At 73.0% G+C, this 15,186-nt stretch carries 16 protein-coding genes and 1 pseudogene; 13 read left to right on the top strand and 4 right to left on the bottom strand.

Translation table 11 applies throughout. The annotated features are described in order from the left end of the window. Positions 1–3 precede the first annotated feature (3 nt). The 4 genes from AB0G16_RS33620 to AB0G16_RS33605 are packed head-to-tail and all read left to right on the top strand — an operon-like array spanning position 4 to position 3,976. Positions 4–993 (top strand): MoxR family ATPase, encoded by a 990-nt coding sequence (locus AB0G16_RS33620; RefSeq protein WP_362814224.1) that lies wholly within the window; start codon positions 4–6, stop codon positions 991–993. Between the two features lie 5 nt (positions 994–998). Then, entirely contained in the window at positions 999–1,973 is a 975-nt protein-coding gene (locus AB0G16_RS33615) for a DUF58 domain-containing protein (protein ID WP_362814222.1), read from the top strand. Beyond that, on the top strand, positions 1,970–2,920 hold the full coding sequence (locus tag AB0G16_RS33610) for a VWA domain-containing protein (RefSeq protein WP_362814220.1): 951 nt from the start codon (positions 1,970–1,972) through the stop codon (positions 2,918–2,920). The genes AB0G16_RS33615 and AB0G16_RS33610 overlap by 4 nt, the downstream gene beginning before the upstream one ends. Then, complete coding sequence (locus AB0G16_RS33605) at positions 2,921–3,976, top strand: VWA domain-containing protein (RefSeq protein WP_362814218.1); 1,056 nt, start codon at positions 2,921–2,923, stop codon at positions 3,974–3,976. Positions 3,977–4,052: 76 nt separating this feature from the next. Here the strand turns inward: AB0G16_RS33605 and AB0G16_RS33600 are convergent, their stop codons facing one another. Beyond that, positions 4,053–4,244, bottom strand: coding sequence for a hypothetical protein (locus tag AB0G16_RS33600; RefSeq protein WP_362814216.1), 192 nt, complete (start codon positions 4,242–4,244; stop codon positions 4,053–4,055). Positions 4,245–4,255: 11 nt separating this feature from the next. Here AB0G16_RS33600 and AB0G16_RS33595 point away from each other — a divergent pair, with 11 nt between their 5' ends. Beyond that, positions 4,256–5,158 carry a helix-turn-helix domain-containing protein gene (locus AB0G16_RS33595; protein ID WP_362814214.1) on the top strand — a complete coding sequence of 301 codons (903 nt, stop codon included), beginning with the start codon at positions 4,256–4,258 and terminating at the stop codon, positions 5,156–5,158. A gap of 196 nt (positions 5,159–5,354) precedes the next feature. Here AB0G16_RS33595 and AB0G16_RS33590 read toward each other — a convergent pair whose 3' ends face one another. Both AB0G16_RS33590 and AB0G16_RS33585 read right to left on the bottom strand, forming a co-directional pair. Further along, positions 5,355–5,672: a hypothetical protein gene (locus tag AB0G16_RS33590; protein WP_362814212.1), complete on the bottom strand. Its 318-nt coding sequence runs from the start codon at positions 5,670–5,672 to the stop codon at positions 5,355–5,357. Beyond that, the gene (locus tag AB0G16_RS33585; protein WP_362814210.1) at positions 5,669–5,974 is read right to left on the bottom strand and encodes a hypothetical protein; all 306 of its coding nucleotides are present in this window, start codon (positions 5,972–5,974) and stop codon (positions 5,669–5,671) included. The genes AB0G16_RS33590 and AB0G16_RS33585 overlap by 4 nt, the downstream gene beginning before the upstream one ends. Positions 5,975–6,889: 915 nt before the next feature. Here AB0G16_RS33585 and AB0G16_RS33580 point away from each other — a divergent pair. Both AB0G16_RS33580 and AB0G16_RS33575 read left to right on the top strand, forming a co-directional pair. Beyond that, positions 6,890–7,750 carry a helix-turn-helix transcriptional regulator gene (locus tag AB0G16_RS33580; RefSeq protein WP_362814208.1) on the top strand — a complete coding sequence of 287 codons (861 nt, stop codon included), beginning with the start codon at positions 6,890–6,892 and terminating at the stop codon, positions 7,748–7,750. Next, entirely contained in the window at positions 7,737–7,937 is a 201-nt protein-coding gene (locus tag AB0G16_RS33575) for a DUF397 domain-containing protein (RefSeq protein WP_362814206.1), read from the top strand. Before AB0G16_RS33580 ends, AB0G16_RS33575 begins: the two co-directional genes overlap by 14 nt. 56 nt (positions 7,938–7,993) lie before the next feature. Here the strand turns inward: AB0G16_RS33575 and AB0G16_RS33570 are convergent, their stop codons facing one another. After that, positions 7,994–9,136, bottom strand: coding sequence for an MFS transporter (locus AB0G16_RS33570; RefSeq protein WP_362814204.1), 1,143 nt, complete (start codon positions 9,134–9,136; stop codon positions 7,994–7,996). Between the two features lie 46 nt (positions 9,137–9,182). On the opposite strand from AB0G16_RS33570, the gene AB0G16_RS33565 reads away from it, so the two are divergent. From AB0G16_RS33565 to AB0G16_RS33540, 6 genes and pseudogenes are all read left to right on the top strand, one after another. Further along, positions 9,183–10,565, top strand: a complete 1,383-nt coding sequence (locus AB0G16_RS33565) for a PLP-dependent aminotransferase family protein (RefSeq protein ID WP_362814202.1) — start codon at positions 9,183–9,185, stop codon at positions 10,563–10,565. Between the two features lie 162 nt (positions 10,566–10,727). Then, on the top strand, positions 10,728–11,567 hold the full coding sequence (locus AB0G16_RS33560) for a helix-turn-helix domain-containing protein (protein ID WP_362814200.1): 840 nt from the start codon (positions 10,728–10,730) through the stop codon (positions 11,565–11,567). A gap of 64 nt (positions 11,568–11,631) precedes the next feature. Continuing rightward, positions 11,632–12,213: a dihydrofolate reductase family protein gene (locus AB0G16_RS33555; RefSeq protein WP_362814198.1), complete on the top strand. Its 582-nt coding sequence runs from the start codon at positions 11,632–11,634 to the stop codon at positions 12,211–12,213. A 442-nt stretch (positions 12,214–12,655) separates the two neighbouring features. Then, positions 12,656–12,811, top strand: a complete 156-nt coding sequence (locus AB0G16_RS33550) for a hypothetical protein (protein ID WP_362814196.1) — start codon at positions 12,656–12,658, stop codon at positions 12,809–12,811. A gap of 314 nt (positions 12,812–13,125) precedes the next feature. After that, entirely contained in the window at positions 13,126–14,523 is a 1,398-nt protein-coding gene (locus tag AB0G16_RS33545; RefSeq protein ID WP_362814194.1) for an ankyrin repeat domain-containing protein, read from the top strand. 217 nt (positions 14,524–14,740) lie between these two features. Continuing rightward, positions 14,741–15,186: pseudogene (locus AB0G16_RS33540) on the top strand (hypothetical protein); the annotation flags it as partial.

Below are 15,186 nucleotides of genomic sequence, written 5' to 3'. Positions count from 1 at the left end.
CGTATGACCTCGACCACGTCCCCCGACCCGGCCCACCCGCTCGAACACGTGCTGTTCGAGGTCAAACGCACGATCGTCGGGCAGGACGTCCTGCTGGAGCGCATGGCCGTCGCGCTGATCGCCGACGGCCACCTGCTCGTCGAGGGCGTGCCGGGCCTGGCCAAGACGCTCGCGGTGAGGTCGCTGGCCGCCGCGATCGACGGGAGCTTCCAGCGCGTCCAGTTCACCCCCGACCTGGTGCCGGCCGACCTCGTGGGCACGCGGGTCTACCACCAGCACTCCGGGGAGTTCAGGACCGAGCTCGGCCCGGTGTTCGCGAACCTGCTGCTGGCCGACGAGATCAACCGCGCCCCCGCCAAGGTGCAGAGCGCCCTGCTGGAGGTGATGCAGGAGCACCAGGTGACGATCGGCCGGGAGACGTTCCGGGTGCCCGAGCCGTTCCTGGTCATGGCGACGGAGAACCCGATCGAGTCGGAGGGCACCTACCCGCTGCCCGAGGCGCAGGTCGACCGCTTCATGATGAAGGTGGTCGTCGGCTACCCGACGCAGACCGAGGAGCAGGCGATCGTCGCGCGGGCGCTGCGCCCGCCCGAGCCGCCGCAGCCGACGGTGACGGCCGAGGACCTGCTCGCGATGCGGGACCGCGCCCGGCAGGTGTACGTCGATCCGGCGATCGTCGACTACGCGGTACGGCTGGTCTCGGTGACGCGCTCCCCCGCGACGGCCGGGCTCGGCGAGCTGGAGCGGTACGTCACCCACGGGGCGAGCCCGCGCGCGTCCATCGCGCTCGTCACGGGCGCCCGGGCGCTGGCGTTCCTGCGCGGCCGCGACTACGTCCTGCCGCACGACCTGTCCGAGCTCGCGCTCGACGTGCTGCGCCACCGCCTCGTGCTGTCCTACGAGGCCCTGGCGGACGACGTCGACGCCGACACGATCGTCACCGGGGTGCTCGGCGCCGTCCGGGTGCCCGACGTCGTCCTGCAGAGACGCTGAGCGCCGTGGCCACCGCCCCCGAGAGGCTCCTGCTCCGCCTGGAGTGGAAGGTCGTCCGCAGGCTCGACGGCCGGCTCCAGGGCGCCCACCGCACCGCGCACCGCGGCTCCGGGATCGACTTCACCGGGTTGCGCCCCTACGGCCACGGCGACGACGCCCGGAACATCGACTGGAACGTGACCGCCCGGCTGGACGAGCCGTACCTGCGCGTGTTCACCGAGGACCGCGAGCTGACGGTGTGGCTCGTCCTCGACCGGTCGGCGTCGATGGCGGCCGGCCGGCCGGGGCGCGGCAAGCACGACGTGCTCGTCGAGCTCGCGCTCGTCCTCGCCCGGCTGTTCGGCCGGGGCGGCAACCGCGTCGGCGCCCTGCTGTTCGACACCGGGACGCAGCGCGTCGTGCCGCCCGGCACCTCCCGGCGGCACGTGCTGCGGATCGGCGCCGAGCTGGAACGCACCTCCCCGTCACGCGGCGACACCCCCTCCGGGAAACGCGGCGGCCGCATCTTCGGGGCACGCGGCGCCACCTCCGGGACGCGCGGCGGGCATACCTCCGGGGCGGGCGGCGCCACCACCGACCTGGCGGAGATGCTGGACGCGGCCGGACGGCTCGCGCGCCGCCGCGCGCTCATCGTCGTGCTGTCGGACTTCATCGGCGAGGGCGACTGGGAGCGCTCGCTGCAGCGCCTGTCCCGGCGGCACGAGGTGGTCGCCCTGCGGATCACGGACGCGGCCGACGACGTGCTGCCCGAGGCCGGACTGATCGTGGTCGAGGACGCCGAGACCGGCGAGCAGCTCGTCGTCGACTCCGCCGACCCGCTGTTGCGGCTCCGCCTGCGCGCCGCCGTCGACGCCCGCGACGCCCGGCTGGAGGCGGGCATGCGCCGGGCCGGGGTGCCCGTCCACCGCGTCGACACCGGCCGCGACGTGGCCGAGGCGCTCGCCGAGGTCGTCGCCCGGACCCGGGAACGGTCGCCATGACCCTGTCCTCCCCGCTGCTGCTGACCGTCGGACTGCTCGTCACGGCGGCGCTCGCCTGGGCGGCCGTCGTCTCGGCGCGCCGCCGGACGGCCGCCCTCGCCGCCGCCGGGGTCGCCGTGCCGGGCGGCCGGCGGGCGTACCTCGGGGTGGGCCTGACGATCGCCGGCGTCGGGGTGCTCGCGGTCGCCGTCGCCGGACCGGCGGCCATGGTGCCGGTCCCGCGGACCGCGGGCACCGTCGTCCTGGCCATCGACGTCTCCAACAGCATGGGTGCCGACGACGTCGCGCCCACCCGGCTGGCGGCCGCGCAGCGGGCGGCGCGCGCGTTCGTGGCGGCGCAGCCCGACACCGTCGACATCGGGGTCGTCGCGTTCGAGCGGGGCGCGCTCACCACCGCGCGGCCCGACGCCGACCACTCCGTCGCGCTCAAGGCCATCGACCGGCTGAGGATCACCGGTGGCACCTCGCTGGGCACGGCCATCACGGCCTCCCTGTCGGCGATCACCGGCAGGCAGGTGGCCGTCGGCCGCGACGGCACCGCGCCCGACATCGGCTACTGGCCGTCCGCGACGATCGTGATGTTCTCCGACGGCCAGAACCAGGGCGCGGACGTCGAGCAGGCCGCCGGCGTCGCCCAGCGGGCGGGCGTCCACGTCCACACCGTCGGGGTCGGCACCACGGCCGGGGCGACGGTGAAGGTCGACGGCTACCGCCTGCGGACCTCGCTCGAGGAGGACACCCTCACCTCGATCGCGCGGACCACCGGCGGCGCCTACCACCCCGCCTCCGACGCGGCGCGGCTCGACGGGATCGCCGACACGATCGACCTGCGGCTCACCGTCTCCGACGAGCCGCTGCCGCTGGCCGGCGGGCTGATCGGGCTCGCCCTCGCGCTGCTCACCGCGGGCGCGGTGCTCAACGTGCTCCGCTCCGGACGGGTGATCTGAATGTCCCTCTCATGGCCGTGGGCCCTGCTGTCCCTCCTGGTCGTCCCGCTGATCCTCGCCGTCCGCGAGTGGGCGCGGCGGCGCCGCAGGCGGGCCGCCGTGCGCGTCACCTCGATCGCGCTCGTACGCGTCGCCCTGCCCGGCCGTACGCGCTGGACGCGGAGGATCCCCGCGGCGCTGTTCGTCGCCGGGCTCGCGCTGCTGGGGGTCGGGGCCGCGCGACCGCAGGCGTCGGTCCCGGTGCCGCAGACGTCGGTGACGATCCTGCTCGCGCTCGACACCTCCGGCTCCATGTGCTCCACGGACGTCGACCCCAACCGCCTCACCGCCGCGAGGAAGGCCGCCGCCGAGTTCATCGAGTCGCAGCGGGGCGGGCCGCGCATCGGCCTGGTCACCTTCGCGGGCAGCGCGGGCCTGCTCGTCCCGCCCACCGACGACACCGACGCGCTGGTCGAGGCGCTGGAAGGTCTCACCGTGGCCCGCGGCACCGCGATCGGGCAGGCCGTGCTCACCTCGATCGACGCGATCGCGGAGGTCGACCCGTCGGTCGCCTCCACCGGGGCGACCCCCGGCGCCGCCCAGGCGGGCTACGCCGGTGCCGCGATCGTCGTGCTCACCGACGGCGCCAACACCCAGGGCGTCGACCCGAAGGTCGCCGCCCGGGAGGCGGCCCTGCGCCGCGTCCGTGTCTTCCCCATCGGTTTCGGCACCACGAACCCGGCCCCGATGGTCTGCGAGAACTCGCAGTTCGACGGCCAGGGCTTCGGCCGCTGGGGTGGCTCCGGCGGTCGCGGCGGGTTCGACAGGGGCCGCAGCCCCCGCACCATCGACGAGCCCGCGCTCAAGCAGATGGCCCAGGCCACCGGCGGCTCCTACCACCGCGCCGAGAACGCCGGCCAGCTCCAGAAGGCCCTCGACGCCCTCCCCGGCAGCTTCACCGTCGTCCAGCAGCGGGTCGACACGGCCGCCGCCTTCGCCGCCGGCGGCGCCGTCCTCGTCGCCGCGGCCCTGTCCCTTTCCCTGTGGTGGAACCGCCCCCGGACCCCGGCCCGCTGACGCGCCCGTGGCCACCCGGCCACGCGTGCCGGGCGGGGACGTGCGCCTCGGCCGCGCATCGGACGGGACGTGCGGCTCAGCCGCGTGTGCCGAGCGGGAACCGCAGCGAGAGGTGCGGGGACAGGGCGCGCAGGAAGTCCGGGGCGTCGAAGGCCGCGCCCGCGGAGGCGACGCCGACGGTCCTGGTCCTGCCGGTGAGGACGCGGTCGACGGCCTCCACCGCGAGCGGCGCGCTGACGGCGTAGATGTCCTGACCGGCGGCGGCCACGCGGCGTCGGGATGCTGCACTTCGAGCTGGCCCTGGCCTACGAGGTCTTCGGCTCCGCCCCGGAGGCCGTTCCGGGTCCCTGGTACGACGTCGGCGTGTGCGGCACACACGCCGTCCGGGTCGGCCGGTTCATGCTGGAGCCGGATCACGGCCTCGACGGGCTGGCGCGCGCCGGCACCGTGATCGTCCCCGCCCTGGCGGACGTCGACGAGGACCCGCCGGCCGAGCTGGTCGAGGCGGTGCGCGCGGCCCACGCGGCGGGCGCGCGGGTGGTCACCCTGTGCACGGGCGCGTTCGTGCTCGCCGCCGCCGGCCTGCTGGACGGGCTGCGCGCGACCACGCACTGGGCCCACACCGGCGAACTGGCCGCGCGCCACCCCCGGGTGGAGGTCGACCCGGACGTGCTCTACGTCGACAACGGCAGCGTGCTCACCTCGGCGGGCAAGGCCGCGGCGCTGGACCTGTGCCTGCACCTGGTCCGCCGCGACCACGGCTCGGCGGTCGCCAACGTGGTCGCCCGCCGCCTGGTCGTGCCGCCCCACCGGGCCGGCGGCCAGGCCCAGTTCGTCACCACGCCGGTGCCCGCGCAGGACGGGCACCCCTTGGCCGAGCTGCTCACCTGGGCGATGCGACGGCTGGATCGGCCGCTCACCGTGGAGGACCTGGCCCGCCAGGCGAACATGAGCTCACGCCACCTGGCCCGCCACTTCCGCTCGTTCGCCGGCACCACCCCGCTGCGGTGGCTGCTGACGCAGCGGATCCGCCGCGCGCAGGAGCTGCTGGAGACCACCGACGACAGCGTCGAGGCCATCGCCTCGGCCGCCGGCATGGGCACGGCGACGACGCTGCGCCGTCACTTCCACCGCACGGTCGGCGTACCACCGGACGCCTACCGCCGCACGTTCCGTACGTGAGACGGCGGCCCAACGCGCCTGACACGTCGGCCCGCTCAAGGACTCGTGTACCAAATCCTCCCCCTCGCCCCCTCCGAGGGGGAGGATTTGGTACACCCGCGTCCGTGGGGGGCGGAGGTGCCGGATCGTTGTGGCGCCCCCCTCGTGCCGGCACGACGGCCCCGGACCGGGGACGGGACGGAATCGCCGTGCTCGCTCAGGAGTGGCCGATGGTGACCGAGGTGGAGGTCAGGGCCCAGCGGTACAGCGCGGTCTCCTCCGCCTCGCGCATCTGTGCTTTCAGGCCCTCGACGGTCCGGTCACAGATGATCAGCGGTTCGGGGGTGGGCCAGGTGGCGATGGCGTGGAAGAGACGGCTGCCGGTGCCGTAGAGAACGGCCCAGCCGGGCCGGGAGATCTCCAGCATCGCGGCCTCGGCGCGGGCCTCGTGGTCCCAGGTGTAGCTCGGGATCGGGGTGACGCTCCGGCCGTCGCGGTGGCGCCCGCGTGCGGCGCTCAGGCAGCGGCGGATCACGAGGTCACCTGCCCGGCCTGCTCCTGCCGGGCAGGAGTCTCCCGCTCTCGTGCCGTCCTTTCCCGCGCCTCCCGTTCTTGGATCTCATAAGCGAAGGTCTCCTGCCGGTCGGTCGCGGCTCGCAGCTCCTCCAGGCTGTCGCCGTCGACGGTACGGCCGGCTCCGGCGTCGCAGGCGGCCTCGGAGAAGGGTTCCTCGCGACTGGCCCACAGCCGCCCGGCGTCGCTGAGGATCAGCCGCCAGCCGGGGATCGCGTTCTCGGGCCTGGTCGGCTCCGGGTCGGTGGACCTACCATCGTTCATTGATTGGACCTCCATCCGATCAAGGGCCCGTCCGGACGTCGGTAGCGGTGGACGGGCCCGCTCTGTGAAGCAGGGGAGGATCTGGAGGGGTACGCCGCACCGGCCGGGAGGCCGATGCGAAGACGGGGTGAGCGAGGCTCGATTCGGTGCGCAGGTGGTCGCCCGCCTCGGACGGGGCGCGAGGCGGCGCCGGTGGCCGAGCCGGGACAGGTCGGCGCGTGCGGGCCAGGGCCTGCCGTGGAGGGCGGGCCGGGACGGGCGCGCCGATCGCGGGCGGCGGTGCGCCCGCTCGGACGACGACGCATGTACGGCAGGCACGACAGGCGGGGCCTGCCCGGAAGCGCGCTGGACGGGCACCGTCGGGTTCTCCTCGGCCGGGGCCACGGGAGCGAGCGGCTCGAAGCAAGAGAGCGAACGATCCCCGGTCCGGCGGGCCAGCAGCCGGACATCCAGCAGGGCTGCGGACGGCTGGACGTACTCGTGGTCGGCGGGCCGGTCGGGGCAGCCGTGCGCGTACGGGGCGTGCCCGCGGGCGGCACAGCCCATCGGCATCGGCGGCGCGTCGGCGAAACAGCCGCAACCGTCGACCGCCTGCCGGTCGGGAACGGGAGCACTAGGGTTGCTCACGGGTCAGGACCGCCTTCCTGATCAAGGACCCGTCACGATGTTCCAGTACCGGGCGGGTTCGCTTCGTCGGCCTCCGTTGCACGGATCGATCCGCACGTGTCATGGCATCCTCACCTTGAGTTGACGAACCGGGCCGTAGCCGACCGGCGATTGCTGTGGCGGCGGTCGGACATCCCGACTATCGATCACTGTCAGTAGTTGATTGACTCCTTGCAGTGTGGGGTGCAAGTTGCATGATCACAAGTGCCTTGTGTGAATTTGCTCGGTGCACGACGACGGTGATCAGGCATGCTGGTCGGCATGGCTTCCGCGAGTCCTACCGTTCGACACCGTCGTCTTGGCCGTGAGCTGCGAAGACTCCGGGAGAAAGCGGATCTCACGCTGGAAGAGGTGGCCACACCGCTCCGCTGGTCCACGGCCAAGCTGAGCCGCATCGAGAACGCTCGGACCATGCCCAGCAGCACGGACATCGCCGACCTCTGCGATCTGTACGCGGTGGGCCCGCCCACGAAGGCCGGGCTGATCCAACTCGGCCGGGATGCCGGTCAACGTGGCTGGTGGACCGCCTACAGCGATGTGTTCGCCGGCGCCTATGTCAGCCTGGAGGCCGAGGCGAACGTCATCCATACCTGGGAGCCACTTTTGGTTCCGGGCATCCTTCAGAACGAGGAGTACGCCCGCGAGATCATCCGCGCTGTACATCCAGAACTCGTCGGCACCGAGTTGGACCGGCGCGTGGACGCCAGGATGGCCAGGAAGATCAGTCTTCTCGGCGCACGCGCACCAAGGCTGCACGCTCTCATCGACGTCTGCGCCCTACGCAGGCCCGTAGGTTCTCCTGGTGTCATGGCCCGCCAACTCGATGACATCCTTCAATTCGCAGACCGGCCCAATGTCACGATTCAGGTCCTGCCACTCCAGGCCGGAGCACACCCGGGCCTTGAGGGGGCCTTCTCTCTGCTGTCATTCGACGACGAAGATCTGGACGCGGGCTACGTCGGGTGTCCGGGAGGAGAGATTTATGTGGAGGCGCCGGACCAAGTGCGAAATCTTAAACTGTCGTTTGAGCGTCTTGCCCGCGTTTGCCTGTCCCCCGAGGAGTCCGCGGTGGTCATCACCGCGATGAGGAGTGACCATGATCTCCGCTGACCTGTCTGCTGCCGAGTTCCACAAGTCCAGTCGTAGCGGTGGTGGCGACAACTGTGTGGAGGTCGCCACCAACGTGCCGGGCCTCGTCGCCGTACGCGACAGCAAGGACCCCTCCGGCCCGACGCTGACCTTCTCCCCGACGACCTGGAACACCTTCCTGGCGGGCATCCGCAGCGGAGAGATCTGACCCGGCCACGAGTGCCGCACCGCCGGAATCCTCCGGCAGGCACCGCGTGACGACCGTCACCGGGTTCTCCTCCTGTCCCTGACGGCGGGGACGAGCGAGACGAACAGGACGGCCGCCGTGAGGGCGAAGGACGCCGGGTAGCCGAGCGGCTGGACCAGCAGGCCGAACCCGATGGCGCCGATCCCGATCCCGGCGTCGTAGGCGAGGTTCCACACGACGCTGACCTGGCCGAAGTTCGCGGGCGAGGCCCGCGCGAACATCAGCGACAGCGTGACGTTCTGGGCCGCGCCGAAGCCGATCCCGAACAGGACCATCCCGGCGAGCAGGGCCCCCTGGTGCGGGACGAAGACCATCAGGGCGGTGCCGGCGGCGGCCGACAGGACCGCCGGTAGGAGGAGACTTCCCTGGTCGTACCTGTCCCCGAACCAGCCCGCGCACCAGCGGGCCAGGGGGGTCACGCAGGACTGCACGAGCAGGGCCGTCGCCACCGAGCCCGCCGCCAGCGGCAGGAAGGTCAGCAGGATCCCGCTCGCCATCGTGATGGCGGCGAAGATGAACGCGGGCCTGACCAGATCGGTGTCACGGAGGGCCGCGAGAACGCCGCCGTGCTGTTCCCCCTGTCCGCTCCCGGCGGGCAGGCCGCCGGCCGCGGCCAGCACGACCAGGGCCAGACCCGCGCCGAGGAGGAACACGGGGGTGAAGCCGAACCGCTCCTGCAGCCACAGCCCGGTCGGCAGGCAGGCGATCGACGGGATCCCGACCGCGAGGCCGTAGAGGCCCAGGCCCTCGCTCCTGCGCTCGGCAGGGACGAGTTCACCGATCAGCGCGGCACCGCACACGACCACGATCCCCAGTCCCGCGCCCCTGAACAGGCACACGACCAGGACGACGGCGAGCGGTGGATGGGCCGCGAGCAGGAGGGCGGGCACCCCGAGGAGCAGCAGCCCCAGCCCCACGACCGTGCGATAGCCGAACCTGGCCAGCAACCGGACGACCGCGAACTCGGCCAGCACCGTCCCGAGCATCAGGACGCCGGTGGCCAGGCCCGCGCCGACGCCGTCCGCGCCGGTGACCGCCGCGTACAGCGGGACGACGGGCATCAGCAGGTAGTAGGCGGACATGGCGCCGACGGAGAAGACGAGAAGCATGGCTATCGGACGGGTGACGATCGGCTGCCGAGGCGCCTCGACGTTGGTCATGCCGCGAGCCTAGAATCCGACCGGTCCGGAAAGGAGGTCCAGTTCGATGCCTGTCGAGTGGACCGGTTCCGGTCCCGAGCTGTTCGTTCCGCTGGACCGGGGCAGGCCGCTGCGCGTACAGCTCGAACTGGCCCTGCGCGAGGGTGTCCGCACCGGCCGGTTGGCCGCGGGTGAACAGCTGCCCTCGTCGCGCGCGCTGGCCCGCGCGCTCGGTGTCTCGCGCGGTCTGGTCACCGAGTCCTACGCGCAGCTCCAGGCCGAGGGCTACCTGGTCACCCGGCCCGGCTCCGGTACCCGGGTCGCCGCCTGCGGGCACGTGTCCCCGACGGCCCCGGCCCGGCCGGCGGTGCCGCCCTCGATCCGCGTCGACTTCCGCCCCGGCATCCCCGACCTGGCGAGCTTCCCCCGCGAACAGTGGAGCCAGGCTCTTCGCCGGGCCTGCCGGGAGGCTTCCAACGAGGAGCTCGGCTATTCGTCCCCGTACGGCAGCCCGGCACTTCGCGAGGTCCTCGCCGCCTACCTGCGCCGGGTCAGGGGTGCCGTCGCCGACCCGGCTCACACGATCGTCTGCGCGGGCTACACGCAGGGCCTGCAGATGGTCCTGCGCTCCCTGGGCGACGTACGGACCGTGGCCTTCGAGGATCCCGGCGACCCGGACCACCGCGCGATCGCGGACATGCTCGGGCTGGAGGTGGTCCCCGTTCCGGTGGACGAACGCGGCATGGACGTCGACGCCCTGGCCGCCACCGGCGCGCGTGCCGTGGTTCTCACGCCCGCGCACCAGTCACCGACCGGCGTGCTCCTCACGCCCGACCGGCGGCAGGCTCTGATCACCTGGGCGGCCTCCCGTGACGCGACGATCATCGAGGACGACTACGACGCGGAGTTCCGGTACGACCGGGAGCCCGTCGGCGCGCTGCAGGGACTCGCCCCCGACCGGGTCGCGCTGCTGGGGTCGGTGAGCAAGTCGCTCTCGCCGGCGCTGCGGCTGGGCTGGATCGTCGCCCCGCCCCGGCTGTCCGAGGCGGTCGCGCGGAACAAGCGGCTCGCCGATCTGGGTTCTCCGGTCCTCGACCAGCTCGCTCTGGCGAACCTCGTCCGGGCCGGGCACTACGACCGGTACCTCCGCCGGATGCGCCAGCGGTACGCGGCTCGTCGCGCGGCTCTCGCCGGCGCCCTGGCGCGCCACGCGCCCGGCGTGGAACTCCTCGGTCTCGCCGCCGGGTTCCACGCCGTCGTCCCGCTGCCGGCCGGGGCCGACGAGCGTTCCGTCGTCGGCACGGCTCTGGACCGGGGGGTCGGACTGTACGGCATGGGTCCCTACCGGGTCCGGGACGGTCGTCCCCAGCTCGTCCTGGGGTTCGGGAACCTGACCCCCGACGCCGTCTCCGAGGGCATCGCCACCGTCGCCGACCTGATCGGCGGCTGAGTTCCCTCCCTGGCCGCCCCGGGTTCCGATGAGGATCGAATCACTCATGAGAATACGAACAGCCCACCGGCCACTGGTCACACGGTCACCTCGCTCGCCGTCCGCGACCGGCGGCGTACGACGACCTGGCGGTCCGTCCGCGCGTCGGCCATGCTGTGACGCGTGGAGTACGTGTCCAGAGTGCCGCGACCGCCGCTGGACGGGCTGATCGACGACCTTTACCACCTGCAGGGTGCGCCGCCGTACGCCCGGCTGACGCTGCCGCCGAGTCCGTCGGCGTTGCTCATCGTCAACCTCGGGGCGCCGTTCCGCATCCGCGCCGGCACCGACCTCGAGACGGCCGAGTACGCCGACGGCTGCGTGATCACCATGCCCACCCACGCCTTCGAGTTCGGCTACCCGCCGGAGACCCGGTCGGTCGGCGCGCACGTCAAGCCGTGGGGGCTGGCGCCGTTCCTGCCGATGCCCGCGGCCGAGCTGTGTGACCGGCCGGTGACGGTGGAGCAGGTCTGGGGCAGGCCCGCCGTCGCCGAGCTGCGGGACCGGCTGGCCACGGCGGCCGGACCGCACGAGATGCTGACGCTGCTCGAGGAGGAGCTGATGCGACGGCTGTGCGAGACCGCCGGTCTGGGGCTGGTCCGCCACACGAGCGGCGTCATCGCGGCGGCCGGCGGGGCGGTGGCGATCGGCGACCTGAGCGTGGCGGCCGGTGTCAGCACCACCCATCTGGCACAGCGGTTCAAGGAGCTCATCGGCGTCACGCCGAAGCGGCTGGCCCGCACCCACCGCTTCACCGCCACCGTGTTCGCGATCGACCCCGCCGGACCGATCGACTGGGGCGACCTCGCCGGTGGCGCGGGCTACTTCGACCAGGCCCACTTCGGCCACGAGTTCCGGGCGTTCACCGGGCTCACGCCGACCCGGTACGTCGAGGTCCGGCGGCGGTTCCTGCGCGAACACCCCGGCCACGCGCTGGACGGCTGGCCGCTGCCGGCCGATTGATTTCGTACAAGAGCGACAGCTCACGACACGCTAACTTGGGGCACCCCAAGCAGAGGAGAGCCCCGTGGGCAAGGTGGTCATGTACGGCTCGGTGTCGGTGGACGGCTTCGTCGCGGACGAGAACGACCGGCCCGGACCGCTGTTCGACTGGTTGACCAGCGGTGACGTCCCGCTGGACGAGAGCGGCGCGCTGAAGGTGTCGCAGACCTCCTACGACCACACCCGGGCGTACTGGGACCGGATCGGGGTCACGATCGCCGGCCGCCACGTCTTCGACCTGACGGACGGCTGGGACGGGAAGCCTCCGAGCGGGATCGACCACGTGGTCGTCGTGACCCACCGGCCGCCGCCCCAGGGCTGGGACCCCGAGGCGCCGTTTCACTTCGTCGACGGCGTCGAGGCAGCCGTGGCCAAGGCGCAGGAGCTCGCGGGTGACCGCATCGTCGAGGTCGCCGCCGGCGACGTCGGTGGTCAGATGCTGGCCGCGGGTCTGGTCGACGAGGTACGCATGGACGTCGTACCCGTGGTGTTCGGGTCCGGCAAGCGCTACTTCGGGCCGGTCGACGCGCGCCACCTGCTGGAGGACCCTGACGTGGTGATCCAGGGCGACCGGGTGCTCCACCTGCGCTATCGGGTGCGCCGATGACCGATCCGAGTGGGTACGCGAAAAGGTTCGCGTCGGCGGGCCGACGATCGCGGACGGGGCGCCGGCCGGTCGTGCGCACGGCCTTGACCACGCCCGGCCGGGCGAACATCGTAGAAGCCGGTGATCTCGTCTGGAAGGAACGCGCATGTTCGGTCTGGGATGGCCCGAGATCTTGTTATTTGTGATCTTGGGGGTGGCCGTTCTTCTGGTGGTGCGAGGCCGGCGCCGATAGACGGGGCGTGGTACGGCCTGGGCGCGGCGACGCGGCGGCGCGGCCGGGTACGGCGGGCGCCGTGCGCGGCAGGGCTCTCTGGAGGAGAGCCGGAGCCGATGCGACCTCGTTCCGGGCGCCCGGCGCGAAGAGGTGCCCTGCGGATCCCCGGGTGACGAACTGCAAGCGATCATCAACCTCGGCGCAAGGAGACGCTCCTAGATTCGCCGCATGTTCTCCCGACTCGCTCTCGCCTGCGCCGTCCTGGCCGCCGGTGCCGCGCTCATGTTCCCGTCCGCCGCGCAGGCCTCCTCCACGCGGCCCGACGTCCACCGAGCCACCCTCGTGGGAGAGGACGTTCTGCCGCCGTTCCTTCGGCTACGGTGAGCACCGGCCCGCCCCGGCCGCACGGCACGGTCGCGGCGGAACCCCGCCCGCCCGGGTAGGACGCGGAAGACCACCTGCCCCCACGATCACATTCAGGGTCGCGGCGTCGAGCCTGAGCGGCGGCCGGGACAGGATCGGGGCCTTGGCGGCGATTGCCTCCGCGTGGAGCCGACAACTACTCTCGACGGAGCACGCGAGGGTGCTGCCGGTCCGCGGGCAGGGACTTTCCCACCTCGAGCACCACGTCGGCACACCGAACGAGATCGACCTCTTTCCGGCCGGGCAAGCGGACCTCGGCGACGAAGGAGGTTGTGATGCCCGACCGTCATCTCGAGCTGCCGGCCCGTCCGAACCCGGAGTACTACCGCAAGCAGGCCAAGCACCTGCGCCGCGCCTACGCGACGGGCGACGCGGCGGCCGAGGCCCGGGTCGCCGACGTACTGGGCGACCGAGCCGCCGAACGGTTCCTGCTCGGCGATGCCCAGTTCGTGATCGCTCAGGAACACGGATTTCGGACCTGGGCCGAGTTCCGCGCTCACATCGACAGCCGCGGCACCACCGAGGACCGGCCGGTCTCCCGCCTCTCGGGGATCATGCCGGGCGCCTACGCCTCGATGGCGGACGCCCTCCTGGCCGAGCTGCGCCGCAACGACCCGGGCGCGTTGCGGCGGCTGCGGGCCTACGTCCCCCGGCACGCCACCGCGACCGCCGCCTCCGCCGCCTCCGCCGCGGAGCTTCGCGACGCTCGGCTGATCATCGCGCGAGAGCTCGGCTTCCCGACCTGGCGGGAGCTCGTGTCGTTCACCGAGAGATCGAGGCACGATCTCGACGAGCGTCAGGAGAGCAGGAGGCGCCTGCACCGCGAGGCCGAGGCCCTGCTGGCCGGTGACACCGATCGGCTGGCGGGTCTGACCGCGGAGCAGGCCGGCACCCTGCTGGACATGCTCGCGGGCCCCGAGACGATCCCCGGCGTCCTGCTCGGGAAGAAGCTCGGCGTGCCGCGCGCCGCGGTAGAGGTCCTGCTCGGCAGGGCCACCGACCTGGACGTCCCACTCCTGTGGGCCGCCCGCTCCGATCGGGTCGAGTACGTGCGCCTGCTGCTCGAGGCCGGCGCCGACCCCGGTACCCGGATCTCGGGCGGCACCCCGCTGGAGAACGCCGTCCTTCTCGGCAACACGGAGGTCGTCGACCTGCTCGCCGGGCACGGGATCGTCCCGCGGGCGCTGTGGACGTACGCCGCCTGCGGACGGCTGGATCGTGTTCGGGCCTGTTTCGACGCGGACGGCGGGTTACGGCCGGACGCCGCGACGGCGCGTCCCGACCTCGCGGACGCCGGTGTCGGCTTTCCGCCCCGGCTGCCCCCGACCGACGATCCGCGGGAGATCGTGGGAGAGGCGCTCGTCCATGCCTGTCAGCACGGCCGGACCGAGGTCGTGCGCTGGTTCCTCGACCACGGCGTCCACCCCGACGTCGCGCCCTACCTCGGGCGGACCGGCCTGCACTGGGCGATCCCGGACGGTCATCTCGACGTGGTACGACTGCTCCTGGAACGCGGCGCCGACCCGTCCATCCGCGACACCTTCTTCCGGCTCGACGCCGACGGCTGGCTGCACATGTCCCACGCCGCCCACCCGCACGATCCCGTGACACGGCGGCTCCATGACCTGATCGAGTCCCGATCGCACCGAGCCACTACCGCGGAGGGCGCATGACCGTTTTCACGTGTGCGGGCTGTGATGCCTCGCTGACCCTGCCCGTGTCGCGGGTCGCGCTCCCCGCTCACGCCCATCGGAGATGCGGCCACGAACTGCTTCCCGCGCTTCTTGAGCCCGGGACCCACGCGGTGGACCCGGATGCCTCCGGGCCGCCGTGGCGGCGGTGGGAGAAGATCGGCGCGGAGGAGGCGGAGACCCGCGGTGCGGGCGTGCCGTGGCCACCCTGATCGACGACTGCTCGTACTGGCAGGTGGTGTGGCTGGACCCGCGCGCCGTACGTCCCCGCGACGTCGGTCCGCCCGCCCGCCGGGTGCTCGGCTGGGAGGAACTGCGGGAACAACCGGAGACACCGCCGGTCGAACCGGTCGGGGCGTTGAGCCCGGTGCGGGAGGCGGCGGTCTCGGCGGCCCTGGCCCACCTGCTGGCCGCGTCGGGCGGTGCGCGGGTCGTGGTTCCCGGCGGCCCCGTCGCCGGCGCGTTCCGCCCGGCGCTCGACGCCCTGCTCCCGGCCGGGCCGCCGACGAGGAACCTGGCCCTGGCCGGGCCTGGCCTGCCCCCGGGCGACCGCCGCGAGCCGTGCGACCGACCGCGCGGTGGTCGTGCCGCCGTTGTGACCGGGCGCGAAAAGGCCGGGCGTCCGATCGGACGCCCGGCCTGTCA

Source organism: Streptosporangium sp. NPDC023615 (genome assembly GCF_040640155.1).
Taxonomy (GTDB): Bacteria; Actinomycetota; Actinomycetes; order Streptosporangiales; family Streptosporangiaceae; genus Streptosporangium.
Note: the sequence above shows the minus strand (reverse complement) of the source record. Positions and strands in the feature narration are given on the sequence as shown.